We start from the raw sequence: 12,737 nt of genomic DNA on the forward strand, positions 1-12,737 counted from the left end.
ACATGCAAAAAAAGGATCAGGCGTTTGTCCGCTGATCCTTTTTTAATTGAGACAGAAGTTCTTTCGCGGGTTTAAATTGAGGATTGAACTTCACGGATTTTTTGGCGTAAGCGATGGCCGTCATATCATGGTTTAATGCAGCATGGCATTTCGCCATATAATAAAAGGCTCTGAAATCGGCGGCACCTTTTAAAATGAAGTGATCAGCGTTTTCTCCTTCAACCTGCGTTCCGTATTCAAATGCTTTGATTGCCGCTCTGTACTTTTCCAAATGATATAATACAAGGCCTTTATAATAATGAAGATTGCTGTAATCAGGATATAGCTTGAGCACTTTTTCAATCCCTTGTTCGGCTTCTTCATACCGTTTGAGCTCAAGCAATATTGTATATTTCAAATAATACAGGAGAGACGGAGGCATTCGTTTTTCGCTTAAAAATTGAAAAATTGAGCCGTTGACAAGATGTAATGCTTTTTCATAGTCTTTGATTCTGTAGCATTCACTTGCCAAATGATAGACAAGCCACGGATCAGGATTTTCCTCTGAAAGCTCTTCATTTAAAATGCTGATATTCCGTTTATGTTTTTGCTTGATCTTTTCTTCCTGCTCCAAGTAGCCGTAGTGATGAATCACACATGGGAGCGTGAAAAAAGCATTGTTTTCTTCCTCATTGGAAGCCGAGATATTCTCGTGAATTCTGCCTTGATACAGAAGGCCTTTATGATTGCGGAACAGTCTCGGCTGCATGCTTTCAAACGCTTCGTTTTCATCGAGCTGCTTCCCCGTATAATTGATGATTTTCAAAAGGCCCCGGCTCGGTAATCCGTCATGAAGCAGCGAAGTTAAAAAACGGCCCGTCTCCTGATCGAGCTCTTCATCCGCGTCAAGCACTAAAATCCAATCTCCTTCGGCATGCTGCAGGGCGTAATTTCTGGCCTTTGCGAAATCATTCTCCCATTCGAAATCAAACACTCTTGCCTGAAAGCTTTTGCAGATATCTTTTGTATTATCTTGTGATCCGGTGTCTGCGATGACGATCTCATCAACGATGTCTTGTACACTTGATAAACAACGGGAGATGTATCTCTCCTCGTTTTTCACAATCATGCAAAGAGTCAGTTTACATTCAGCATTTCCGCTCATTTTCTCACCTTTCCCGATGTTGGAGTTGTTGATTGAACCAAGGCCGTTCAGGAGTGCCGTTCATCGTGATGATGACAGGCCGCACCCATCTGACGGCAGGTTCGGCAGTTTCCGTATTCCATTCCTGAAGCTGCCTGACAGCCCGCTTCGTAATCGGATGCGCCCGGAATTCGCGCGGGCTTTCAGAAATGAATTTTTTCGTTCGTTCCGTAACTGTCTTCATTTCAAGAAAGTGCCGCTCATACATCTGCTTCTGCTCTTCTTCCAAGCTGATCATTAAAAACAGACGGCCGCCTGTTTCCATCTGCCAGCGGCACAATGCGGAGAACAGCCTGATTTCTTCTTTGTAATTTGAACCCCTTCTTTTATCCACGGTCACAGATAATATATGTAACAGCGCCATCGTGAGACAATGCAAGGCTTCAAAAGATGCCTGTTTCGCTTTTGAGATGCTTGGATACGGCATATGCTTCACCCGTCTCTTTTTTATGAACGCTCCCCGCCTTTTTTCTTCCAACCGCAGTCCTCACAATCCCCGCACTCACAGCAGCCAATGCGGCCGTAAAACAGGCCGTCACACGGATCTTCCGGATCACTGGGATCGTCTGGATTCCACGGGTCATCAGGATCGCCCGGATCACTCGGATTGCTCGGGTCGTCCGGATTCCACGGGTCATCAGGATCGCCCGGATCACTCGGATTGCTTGGGTCGTCCGGGTCCATACAGACTTCAGAATCCTGTAAGAAGATAATGTCCTCAAGCTTCGTCTGCAAAAGGAGTTGTGATTTCATGACGGTGCGCAGGAGCCGTTCAGTGCTTCTATTGATTGATGACAATTCCTCCAAGGAGGGATCACCGGAAGCGCCGAGAAACATTTGAATCCTTTCCGCTTCCGCCTGCAGAATATGGGATAGTCCGATTTCTTCCATAGCCACGGATGAAAGAAGGAGGTTCAGGGTCTCACATCTGGAGAGTGTAATGTCGGGGGTGATGTTCGGTATGTTTGGAAGAGACATCGATTTCTCCCTCTTTTCTCTTGGTGTCATTATGCAAAAGTGCTATATCGTATTCTTATTCCGGGAGAGAAGAGATCATTACTGTTGTTTTCGTTAATAAAATATCCCGGATATAAAATCCGGGATATTCGTTCGGTTATTTATTTTAATTCAAGTTTGACGTCTACATTTCCTCTTGTTGCTTTTGAATACGGACAGAACTCGTGAGCGGCGTGCACTAGCTTCTCCGCCGTTTCTTTGTCAAGATCTTTTGTATCAATGACGAGCGTTACGCCGATTTTGTAACCTCCGTCACTCTCATCTTTTAAAAGGCTGACCTGTCCTTCAATTTCAGAGGTCATGTCGATTTTTTGTTTTTGGGCGGCGAGCTCAAGCGCTCCCCCGAAGCAGGCAGCATATCCTGCCGCAAAGAGCTGTTCAGGGTTTGTGCCGGTTTCTCCGTCTTTTTTTGCATTCGGCATGATGATGTCAAAATCCAGCACCCCGTCTTCGGATTTAATATGTCCTGCTCGTCCGCCGACTGCGGTCGCTTTTGAAGTAAATAATGCCATTATTATCAGCCTCCTCATTGTACTTACTGTATATATTGCCCCTGCTCATATTTTTAAACATGAGGAATAGGAAATGGACTGTTTTTCGGCTACAATAGGGGTAACGTTAACAAACAAAGAGTTGGTGAAAGAAGTAATGGCAGAAAAAGATTTTGAACATATGAAACTGGAGAATCAGCTTTGTTTTTTGCTGTACGCAAGCTCAAGGGAAATGACGAAACGGTACAAACCGCTGCTTGATAAGCTCAATGTAACTTATCCCCAATATTTGGCGCTGCTTTTATTATGGGAGCACGAAGAACTGAATGTGAAACGGATGGGTGAGCTTTTGTACCTGGATTCCGGAACGCTGACACCGATGCTGAAACGGATGGAGCAGCACGGAATCATCATGAGAAAGCGGTCGGCTGAAGACGAGCGATCCGTGACGATCAGGCTCACAGATGAAGGACGGGCCTTGCAGAAAACAGCGGCGGATATTCCCATTGCCATGCTGGAACAGACGGGACGGTCAAAAGAGGAATTAAAGCAGTTAAAGCAGTCGCTTTATGAGGTTTTGAATACGCTGCACGGCAAAAAATAAGGATGCCCCGAATGGGCATCCTTATTTTTATTCTGCTGCCAGAAGCTTCACTTCAATATTTCCCGCTGTCGCTTTTGAATACGGGCAGACACCGTGCGCTTTTTGGATAAGGGCTTCAAGCTCCTGTTTATCAATGCCGGATGCTTTGACCTCAAGCGTAACGCCTAGTTTATATCCTTGGTCTGCTTCATCTTTCAGCAGACTGACATGCGCAGTGACCTCTGTTTCAATACTCAGACGCTCTTTTCTCGCTACGAGCTGAAGAGCGCTGTCAAAGCAGGCTGAATATCCTGCGGCAAACAGCTGTTCAGGGTTTGTAGCATGTTCGAGCCGTTTTGCTCTTGGCGTTCCCGGCATGGCAACATCAAGATTCAGCACTCCGTCAGAAGACGTGACTTTCCCTTCACGTCCGCCGGCGGCTGATACGGTTGCAGTAAATAATGGTTTTGTCATGTGAATTCACCTCTATTATATTGCGTACAATTTAATTTTACACAATATAATAGAGGGCGTCAATCTTTCCGCATAAAAAAAGCCTACCCTTTTTGAAGGATAAGCTTAAAAGATTATACCCGGATTTGTCCGTTTCCTTTGATGATGATTTTTGTAGATGTTAACGCCGGAAGCCCCATCGGCCCTCTCGCGTGAAGCTTTTGCGTGCTGATGCCGATTTCGGCTCCGTATCCGAATTCAAAACCGTCCGTAAACCGGGTTGAAGCATTATGATACACGGCGGCGGCGTCAACGGCGGTCTGGAAGTAAGCCGCATGCTCGGTGTTCTCCGTCAGAATGGCTTCTGAATGGTTTGTGCCGTACTGCTGAATGTGGCGGACCGCCTCCTGTACGTCCTGCACCGTTTTCACACTGAGAATCGGCGCCAGATACTCCGCTCCCCAATCGGCTTCTTCTGCTTGTTTCGCTTGAGGCTCCAGTCTGCAAATCACCTGGTCTCCTCGGAGCTCCACCCCTTTTTCTGTCAGCTGATTCAGCAGCTTTCGCCCGTGTTCTTCGGCCCATTTTTCATGAATCAAAAGAGATTCAATCGCGTTGCAGACCGAAGGACGCTGTGTTTTGGCATTGATGACGACCTCGCTTGCCATTTGAGGATCTGCTGACTCATCTATGTACACGTGGCAATTGCCCGCTCCGGTTTCTAAAACGGGTACGGTTGATTCCCTGACCACAAGATCAATTAAATTTTTACCGCCGCGCGGGATCAATACATCCAGCCCGTCATTTAATGTAAAGAGCTGTTTGGCGGTTTCTTTGCTTGTATCTTCTATGAGCTGAACGGCATCAATCGGAAGCTTTGACAGCCCCAGAGCGCGTTTCATCACACTGACAAGCGCTATGTTGCTGTGGATAGCGGAAGAACTTCCTCTGAGCACAACCGCGTTTCCGGTTTTCAGGCAGAGTGTGGCCGCGTCTACGGTAACGTTCGGTCTGGCCTCATAGATCATGCCCACTACTCCGAGGGGCACGCGGATTTTTTCAATGGATAATCCATTCTCTTTTTGAATGGTCTCCAGCGATTCACCGACGGGATCTTCAAGACCGATCAGCAGTTCCACGGCGTCCGCGATATCGAGCAGGCGTTTTTCATCAAGAGTCAGCCTGTCAATAATGTCAGGTGTCAGTCCTCTGTTCCGTCCCGCTTCAATATCTTTCTGATTCTCTGTTAAAATCAGCCGGCGTTCGTTTCTGAGTCCGTCTGCAATACATTGGAGCGCTTCGTTTTTTTCAGCCGTCGTTTTCATGACCATTTCGGCAGCCGCTTCTTTTGCCAAGGCTGCTTTTTGCAATACTTCACTCATTTGTGTTCCCCCTCGTCAAATAAATTCACCCAATCATCTCTGTGAATCACTTCCACCTGCTTCGTTCCTGAAAGCTGGTCGCTCCGCTTCCCTTTGGCTTCTAAAATTTCATCGGATGAGTACTGCGTCTGCCCTTTGCCGATAATGCCGCCGGGCCCTTTGACTTCCACTACGGCCCCTTTCGGAAAACTGCCGCAGACATCGGCGACGCCGGCCGGGAGGAGACTTGACCCGTTATGAATCATCGCCTGCTCCGCTCCCCCATCAATGATGATTTCCCCTGATATCGGAGAATGAAACATGATCCATTGCCGTGTATTATTTACTGAGGACAGGTCTTTATCGCCGATATAAGTGCCGTCGCCTTTTCCGTCTAAAATTCCCATCAGTTTTTCCCGTCCGGAGCCGGTTCCGATAAATACCTTCACCCCGAGCGACAATGCGGTCTGGGCGGCGAGAAGTTTTGACTTCATGCCTCCGGTGCCGACCTTTGAGCCTGCTGATCCGGCATATCCGAGCAATTCTGGTGTGATGTCATTCAGATAGTCGAACCGCTTTGCGTCCGGGTTTTCATTCGGATTGGCATCGTACAGCCCGTTAATGTCTGTGAGAATCATTAATTGGTCTGCATGAATCAAACCGCTTACAAGCGCCGACAGCATGTCGTTATCACCGAACGTCAGCTCTTCGACTGATGTGGAATCATTTTCATTAATAATCGGCACGACTCCCCGCTCCAACAGTTCCATTACAGTGGCATAGGCATTTCTGTACCGCTCTCTTTTTGAGAAATCATTTCTTGTTAATAAAATTTGTGCCGGCGTCAGACCGTATCTTTTTAAATGGTCCATATATTGCTGCATTAAAAGTGTCTGGCCGACTGCGGCAGCTGCCTGCTTTCCTTTTATCGTAACGGGTCGCGACGGATAGCCGAGAGCGGAAAAACCCGCTGCCACCGCGCCTGAGGTAATGAGGATCACTTCATGCCCGTTTTCTTTTAATAAAGAAATGGCTTCCGTATGTTCCTTGATTTTTGCTTCATCAATACTTCCGTTACTGTTGGTGAGCGAGCTGCTCCCGATTTTCACAACAATTCTTTGTTTTTTCATCGTTTCTCCTCCGTGGCAATCAATCCAAACCGGCTCTCGTCAATAAAAAAAGCCCATTCCGTCCTGAAAAATAAGGACGAAATGGGCTTTCCGTGGTACCACCTTGTTTGAACGCGTTTTTCACGCGTCCCGCTTTCCTGTAACGCCAGGTTATCGCGCCTGAGTTTTCCCCTCAGGACTCCAAGGCAGGTTCGGCAGGTTTCATGCGGCAAAATGTTTCAGCGGGCCATTTTGCTCTCTGTCACAGAAAGTTCTGCGTACTGATCCTCTTCAACGCTCAATGATTTTTTTATATTATGCAAAGAAAACAGGTTCTTGTCAAGACATTTTCATCCATAAAAAACAGTCCGCCTCCCCGGCGGACCGTCATCAATTAAATACGATCGTTTTGTTTCCGTGAACGATGACGCGGTCTTCCAGATGCCATTTTACGGCTCTTGCCAACACGCTCCGCTCAATCGTTCTGCCGATATTCTTCAGATCCTCTGCGTGATCTCTGTGATCGACGCGTTCAATATCCTGTTCAATAATAGGCCCTTCATCAAGATCGTCCGTCACATAGTGAGAGGTCGCGCCGATTAATTTCACTCCGCGCTCATAAGCCCGTTTATACGGGTTAGCGCCGATAAAGGCCGGCAGAAATGAATGGTGGATGTTAATAATCCGATTCGGATGGGCAGATACAAAATCAGACGTCAAAATCTGCATGTAGCGGGCAAGAACGATCACATCAATCTTATACCGCTCCAGCAGCTCAAGCTGGCGCCGCTCCACTTCGGCGCGGATGTCTTTGTTAGCTTTCATGTAATGGAACGGAATATTCAGCGGTTCGACCACTTCTTTGGCCTCTTCGTGGTTGCTGATGACGACCGCAATTTCGGCCATCATATTGCCGCTTTGCCATTCCCAAATCAGTTCATGAAGGCAGTGCAGCTCCTTCGATACAAAGATCGCCACCCGCTTCAGCTCACTTGCCAGAGACAGGCTCCATGTCATGCCGAATGTCTGGGCGATTGAGGCGAACGCCTGCTGTAAGTCCTCTTTTTTCTCACGAATGCCCTTGCAGTCGAATTCGATCCTAAGAAAAAACCGTCCGCCTTCAGGGTCAGTCGTGTATTGATTTGATTCAATAATGTTTGCGCCATGTTCAAACAAAAACGCCGACACTGCCGATACAATTCCTGGCTGGTCGGGGCAGCTGACAAGCAGGCGCCCTTTTTCCTCATTCCCGCGGCGGTATTCTTTCAGCCGCTGTGTCATATATGAATTCATCTGTTTTAATCCCTCGTATCTTCATAATTCGTAACTTACTAATAGATTATACTGAAGATTTGATAAAAATCAATTTACGAAAGAATTTTCAGCCCTACGGCAGCGCATAAAATAAGCGCAATGAAAAAGATGCGCTTCGCATCCTTCTGCTCGCCGTAGAAAAGAATGCCGGCTAATGCGCCGCCCGCCGTGCCGATACCGGTCCAGATCGCATAGGCCGTGCCCATCGCGATCGTCTCCATCGCATAAGAAAGCAGGGAAAAAGAAGCCGCAAATCCGGCGATAATGAAAAGAATCCATTTGACTTTCTTTTCTTTTTGAAATTGATTCATTAAAATGACCCCGAGCATTTCACAAAGACCCGCGGCTATCAGGCTGATCCAATGCATTACGCCTTCTCCTCCTTCGTCTCAGGCTTATCCTGTGTGACCAGCTTTAATCCGATGACACCGATCAGCAAAACGCCGATCAGCACGATTTTCACCGGATCGGCCTGTTCTTTGAAAAGCAGGATTTCACTGAGCACGGTGCCCGCTGTCCCGAGTCCGGTAAAGACCGCATATACCGTTCCTACGGGCAGGCTGTCTGTCGCCTTGATTAATAGATAAAAACTGATGATGATTCCCGTAATCGTGCCGCTCCACGCCAGTGCCGAATCAGCATGTTTCAGGCCGGTGACCCATACCACTTCAAATACGGCCGCTATGACCACTAAACCCCATTTCATGTTCTTCACCCTTTCTGTATCCGGACAATACAAAAAAGCCCGGATAGTCGTCTCACATGAGATTGACTCTCCCGGGCTTTTTTCCCTCCGTGTGCATATGCGGGATATGTCCGCATATGTGTTTTCTCTCGGACCAGGCCATGTATAAACATGCGGAACCCTAGAAAACATGTCTGTTCGTATCATACTACATTTCGCCGAAACGTTCAACGTCAGATGTGATGTCAAAAACCGTCAGCTGCCTCTCCCATTTGGTAACGGTCTCACCGGGCACCATACCGATTTTTTCCGCGACACGGACGGAGGCAGCGTTTTCCGGATCAATCAGCGCCGCTATGCGTCCGTATTGCTGCGTATGAAAACCGTAGTCCAGACAGGCGTTCGCCGCCTCTGTCGCATAGCCGCAGCCCCAGCGGCGGCGGGCAAACATATAGCCGATTTCCATCAAAGTGTTTCCGTTTACCGTCTGCGGAACGATTCCGCATTGACCGAGAAATGCGCCCGTCTCTTTATCCTCTGCGATCCAAAGACTGACGCCGTATCCTGCGGCCAATCGTTTGTTCCAGGCAATCCATTCCTTCGTTTCCCGTCTGCTTTTAAGAGAAGGATAATATTTCATGACCTCTCTGTCGGTAAACAGCCCGTACAAATTTTCTTCATCGTCATCCCGCATAGTCCGCAGACGGATACGCCCGGTTGTCAGGATGGTGCCGGAAGACTTATGTTTCATCATGCACGCCACGTCTCCTTTCCCTGTAATAGATTATGGATCCGGCAGGAAAAGTCCTTTCTCAGCATAAAAAAACCGCTTTTTAAAAAAGCGGTTTGATGATTACCAAGGTTTATCTGTTCCGAGCGCCTCGGCCAGGGCCTTGCTGTGTTTTAAGCGGTTTTTTCGTTCTCCGGCGCGCTGAACGGCCGTATTGTGAAGCATGATTTCTTCCTCGGTTTCCGGCACGATCCGCGGAACGGGTACCGATTTCCCGTTTGAATCAAGCGCGACAAAGGTCAGAAACGACGTTGCCGCAAGCTCGCGTTCGCCCGTCATCAGATGTTCTTTAATGACTTTGACAAACACCTCCATAGACGATGTGCCGACCCATGTGACGTAAGATTCAAGGCATACGGAATCCTGTTGGCCGATGGGGCGCAAAAAATCTACAGAATCCATTGAGGCCGTGACTGTTTCACACCGGCAGTGGCGGGCCGCGGAAATTGAAGCGATATCATCAATGTAGCTCATCAGCTTTCCGCCAAACAGCGTATTGTGATTATTCGTATCAAGCGGAAAAACCCTGCTTGTTTTAACAACCCTTGTTTCTTTGCAAAATCTTGATTCTGGCAACTTCATATTATTTAAACTCCCCTTTGGTGTCTGGTCGTTTTGACTCATTCATCTGTACCCTATTAAACAATACTTTGACCGTTTTGTCTAAAATTTTAAATATTAAGTTGGTTAGATATTCTCTCATAAATGTTTCATTATTCATCACATCCGGGAATAATAAACGCACATTGAATACCGATAGGAGGATATCACATGGACGTATCCATTCCCAAATCCACGCGGAAACCGGCTTGCCGCAGTGAGTTTGATGCTTTGCAGACAGTCATCTTATGCCGGCCGGAACACATGGCCATCAAGGATATTATTAACGGAACGCAGAAACATTTCAAACAAGAAAATATTAACATACCCGTTGCCCTCAAACAGCATAGTGAGTTTATTGACATTTTAAGATCTCATCAGATTGAAGTCGTCCTGCTGCCTGCCGATCCCGCATTGCCTGAGCAGGTATTCACCCGGGATATCGGATTTGTCTTAGGCGAGACGGCGTTTATTTCAAACATGGCGGCTTCAGTCCGGCAGGGAGAAGAAAAAGTGTTTCAAAACCTGCTTGACAATAAGAAAATCCCCTATACGCGACTGAAAAAAGCGAACATTGAAGGCGGCGACATCTTGATCGCAGACGGCACCGTTTACGCCGGGCTGAGCGAGCGCACGGATAAAGCGGCTGTCCGGGAGCTGCGGGAGGCGCTGCCGGAGATGACGGTTGTGCCGATCCCTCTCAAGGAAGATTTCTTACATTTGGACTGTGTATTTAATATGATCTCGGAAACGGAGGCGCTATACTGCAAAAATGGCTTGCGGCAGGAAGAAATTGATCTTCTCGCCGAACGTTTTGAGATGATAGAAGTGCCTGAAGAAGAGCAATTCACGCTCGGTCCTAATATCCTGTCAATCGGCAATCAGACAATTATCAGCCTGCCGCAGCACCGTCATACGAACCGCGAGCTCAGAAAAAGAGGTTATACAGTCATTGAAACCGAGTTTTCCGAAATTATTAAATCAGGCGGTTCCTTCCGCTGCTGCACCTTGCCGCTTGTCAGAACATCTTAAACATTTACAAGGCAGTTTCCTTCAAGATACGTTAATATAGAGAAGACAAGACTCTAAAGGGGGAAACCGAATGGCTAAGTACATAGGATACGCGGGAACATATACAAAAGGCGGAAGCGAAGGCATTTATTGTTTTGAACTTGATACAGAAGCGAAACGGCTCAGCCGTCCGAAGCTGGCAGCAAAGCTCGGCAACCCGACATACGTCACTCCGAATTCTGATAACAGCATGCTGTATTCCATTGAAAAGGCAGACGGAAAAGGCGGCGTCGCAGCCTATCAGATTCATCAGAACAGCGGGGAATTAACTTTTGTGAACCACCAGCTGATTGAAGGCCCGTCTCCATGCCACGTCAGCATTGATGATAAACATGAATATGTGTTAACCGCTAATTACCACAGCGGAAAAGTGCACGCCTTTCCCGTCAATGAAGACGGAAGTCTGCGGGAGCCGGCTGCCGAAGCCGCTCATACGGGAACAGGTCCTCATGAAAGACAAGAGAAACCGCATACCCATTTCGCAGGCTATACACCTGAGCATAACTACATTGCAGCCGTCGATTTAGGGACGGATACGCTTTATACTTACCAAATGAAAAACGGTTCGCTCACAGAGGTGAAAACTCACTCTTTCGCACCGGGTTCAGGGCCGCGCCACATCGTTTTCCATCCGGCGGAAAAATACGCCTATGTCATGACGGAAATCAGTAATGAAGTCATCGCGCTTGAATACAACCCGACCTTAGGTGAATTCAGAGAGCTGCAGGTCATTTCCGCTTTGCCTGAAGGCTTTACGGACAAATCGCAAGGCAGCGCGATCCGCATATCTAAAGACGGCAGATTTCTTTATGCCGCCAACCGCGGACATGACAGCATCGCCATCTATAAGATCAACCAATATTCCGGCGAATTGTCTCTTCTTGAATGGGTGCCGACAGAAGGAAACTGGCCGCGTGATTTCGCGTTTGACCCTTCCGAGACATTCCTTGTCGCGTCAAACGAAGAAACGGGAAATCTGGTTTTGTTTGAACGTGATCCGGAAACAGGCAAATTGACTCTGCTTCAATCTGACATTCCGGTTCCGTATCCGGTCTGCGTGTCATTTCTGCATCAGGTTTAATTAAAAAAGAAAGCTGACTTTATATTGTCAGCTTTCTTTTTTGTATAAATGGCAGGCGACAAAACGCCCCGCCTTCACTTCTTCAAGCTCAGGCGTTATCTTACCGCAGAGCTCCATCGCTTCAGGACACCGCGTCCTGAATACACAGCCGCTCGGCGGGTTAAGGGGGCTCGGCAGCTCCCCTTTCAGAATAATGCGTTCACGCTTGTCCTCAAGAAGCGGATCAGGAATCGGGATTGAGGATAAAAGCGCCTTCGTATAAGGGTGAAGCGGTTCCCGGTAAAGCGCAGCGCTTTCTGTAATTTCCATCATGCGGCCCAAATACATCACGCCGATCCGGTCGCTGATATGCTTGACCATTGATAAATCGTGGGCGATAAATAAAAATGTCAGCCCTTTCTCTTTCTGTAGCCTTTTTAAAAGGTTGACGACCTGAGCCTGTACCGACACATCCAGCGCGGAAATCGGCTCATCCGCCACGATAAATTCGGGATGCAGAGAGAGCGCTCTGGCAATCCCGATTCTCTGCCTCTGTCCGCCGCTGAATTCGTGGGGATACCGGCTGCCGAAATCCGGATGGAGCCCGACAGCTTCAAGCAGTTCATCCGCCATCATCAGACGGGCTTTTCTTGTATTGTAAAGATTGTGTATTTCCATCGGCTCCATAATAATTTCCCTTACGGTCAGGCGCGGATTTAACGAGGCGTAAGGGTCTTGGAAAATCATCTGCAGCTTGCGGAAGAAGACCGACCGCTGTTCTGCCGCGGCACGGTGTATATCCGCCCCTTCATATGATACCGAACCGGACGTCGGGTCATACAGACGGAGAATAACCCTTCCGAGCGTCGATTTACCGCATCCCGATTCTCCGACAAGTCCGAATGTTTCCCCTCTGTTAATGTGAAAGCTGACACCGTCGACTGCTTTTACGGCTTTCTTTCTTCCTGCGTCAAAATGCATTTTCAGCCCGCTGACTTCAAGGAGCGGAGATGCCGTCAT

16 protein-coding genes, 1 riboswitch and 1 other annotated feature are annotated in these 12,737 nt (G+C 47.9%); of the genes, 3 read left to right on the top strand and 13 right to left on the bottom strand.

Annotated elements, in window-relative coordinates:
• Positions 1–16: 16 nt before the first annotated feature.
• The 4 genes from AC3WTF_RS06050 to ohrB all read right to left on the bottom strand — a co-directional run bounded on the left by AC3WTF_RS06050 (position 17) and on the right by ohrB (position 2,712).
• Positions 17–1,144: a glycosyltransferase gene (locus tag AC3WTF_RS06050; RefSeq protein WP_007407227.1), complete on the bottom strand. Its 1,128-nt coding sequence runs from the start codon at positions 1,142–1,144 to the stop codon at positions 17–19.
• Between the two features lie 4 nt (positions 1,145–1,148).
• Positions 1,149–1,610 carry a hypothetical protein gene (locus AC3WTF_RS06055; protein WP_080129844.1) on the bottom strand — a complete coding sequence of 154 codons (462 nt, stop codon included), beginning with the start codon at positions 1,608–1,610 and terminating at the stop codon, positions 1,149–1,151.
• A 20-nt stretch (positions 1,611–1,630) separates the two neighbouring features.
• On the bottom strand, positions 1,631–2,161 hold the full coding sequence (locus AC3WTF_RS06060; protein WP_240679665.1) for an alpha-helical endospore appendage domain-containing protein: 531 nt from the start codon (positions 2,159–2,161) through the stop codon (positions 1,631–1,633).
• A 140-nt stretch (positions 2,162–2,301) separates the two neighbouring features.
• Complete coding sequence (gene ohrB, locus AC3WTF_RS06065) at positions 2,302–2,712, bottom strand: organic hydroperoxide resistance protein OhrB (protein ID WP_003154758.1); 411 nt, start codon at positions 2,710–2,712, stop codon at positions 2,302–2,304.
• 73 nt (positions 2,713–2,785) lie between these two features.
• Between ohrB and AC3WTF_RS06070 the strand changes: the two genes are divergently transcribed.
• The gene (locus AC3WTF_RS06070; RefSeq protein WP_012117386.1) at positions 2,786–3,295 is read left to right on the top strand and encodes a MarR family winged helix-turn-helix transcriptional regulator; all 510 of its coding nucleotides are present in this window, start codon (positions 2,786–2,788) and stop codon (positions 3,293–3,295) included.
• Positions 3,296–3,322: 27 nt separating this feature from the next.
• On the opposite strand, the gene AC3WTF_RS06075 is transcribed toward AC3WTF_RS06070, so the two are convergent.
• The 8 genes from AC3WTF_RS06075 to AC3WTF_RS06110 form a co-directional block, all read right to left on the bottom strand.
• Complete coding sequence (locus AC3WTF_RS06075) at positions 3,323–3,748, bottom strand: organic hydroperoxide resistance protein (protein WP_007407231.1); 426 nt, start codon at positions 3,746–3,748, stop codon at positions 3,323–3,325.
• A 113-nt stretch (positions 3,749–3,861) separates the two neighbouring features.
• Complete coding sequence (gene proA, locus AC3WTF_RS06080) at positions 3,862–5,109, bottom strand: glutamate-5-semialdehyde dehydrogenase (protein ID WP_007407232.1); 1,248 nt, start codon at positions 5,107–5,109, stop codon at positions 3,862–3,864.
• Positions 5,106–6,218 carry a glutamate 5-kinase gene (proB, locus tag AC3WTF_RS06085; protein WP_007407233.1) on the bottom strand — a complete coding sequence of 371 codons (1,113 nt, stop codon included), beginning with the start codon at positions 6,216–6,218 and terminating at the stop codon, positions 5,106–5,108. The genes proA and proB overlap by 4 nt, the downstream gene beginning before the upstream one ends.
• Positions 6,219–6,287: 69 nt before the next feature.
• Positions 6,288–6,501: a binding site (T-box leader), on the bottom strand.
• 86 nt (positions 6,502–6,587) lie between these two features.
• Positions 6,588–7,490 carry a formyltetrahydrofolate deformylase gene (gene purU / locus AC3WTF_RS06090; RefSeq protein WP_007407234.1) on the bottom strand — a complete coding sequence of 301 codons (903 nt, stop codon included), beginning with the start codon at positions 7,488–7,490 and terminating at the stop codon, positions 6,588–6,590.
• A 74-nt stretch (positions 7,491–7,564) separates the two neighbouring features.
• Positions 7,565–7,879 (bottom strand): DMT family transporter, encoded by a 315-nt coding sequence (locus tag AC3WTF_RS06095; RefSeq protein ID WP_007407235.1) that lies wholly within the window; start codon positions 7,877–7,879, stop codon positions 7,565–7,567.
• Positions 7,879–8,217, bottom strand: coding sequence for a DMT family transporter (locus AC3WTF_RS06100; protein WP_007407236.1), 339 nt, complete (start codon positions 8,215–8,217; stop codon positions 7,879–7,881). Before AC3WTF_RS06100 ends, AC3WTF_RS06095 begins: the two co-directional genes overlap by 1 nt.
• 66 nt (positions 8,218–8,283) lie before the next feature.
• Positions 8,284–8,392: riboswitch (guanidine-I (ykkC/yxkD leader) on the bottom strand.
• A 12-nt stretch (positions 8,393–8,404) separates the two neighbouring features.
• Positions 8,405–8,950 carry a GNAT family N-acetyltransferase gene (locus tag AC3WTF_RS06105; protein ID WP_007407237.1) on the bottom strand — a complete coding sequence of 182 codons (546 nt, stop codon included), beginning with the start codon at positions 8,948–8,950 and terminating at the stop codon, positions 8,405–8,407.
• Positions 8,951–9,049: 99 nt separating this feature from the next.
• Positions 9,050–9,568, bottom strand: coding sequence for an acyl-CoA thioesterase (locus AC3WTF_RS06110; RefSeq protein ID WP_003154772.1), 519 nt, complete (start codon positions 9,566–9,568; stop codon positions 9,050–9,052).
• 189 nt (positions 9,569–9,757) lie between these two features.
• On the opposite strand from AC3WTF_RS06110, the gene AC3WTF_RS06115 reads away from it, so the two are divergent.
• Together AC3WTF_RS06115 and AC3WTF_RS06120 are read left to right on the top strand one after the other, a co-directional pair.
• Positions 9,758–10,618 carry a dimethylarginine dimethylaminohydrolase family protein gene (locus tag AC3WTF_RS06115; RefSeq protein WP_015239707.1) on the top strand — a complete coding sequence of 287 codons (861 nt, stop codon included), beginning with the start codon at positions 9,758–9,760 and terminating at the stop codon, positions 10,616–10,618.
• Positions 10,619–10,688: 70 nt separating this feature from the next.
• A complete protein-coding gene (locus tag AC3WTF_RS06120; RefSeq protein WP_032866102.1) occupies positions 10,689–11,738 on the top strand; it encodes a lactonase family protein in 1,050 nt (349 codons plus the stop codon).
• A gap of 27 nt (positions 11,739–11,765) precedes the next feature.
• Here AC3WTF_RS06120 and AC3WTF_RS06125 read toward each other — a convergent pair whose 3' ends face one another.
• On the bottom strand, positions 11,766–12,737 hold the full coding sequence (locus AC3WTF_RS06125; protein WP_129004104.1) for an ABC transporter ATP-binding protein: 972 nt from the start codon (positions 12,735–12,737) through the stop codon (positions 11,766–11,768).

The organism is Bacillus sp. EB106-06-01-XG163 (assembly GCF_058791615.1).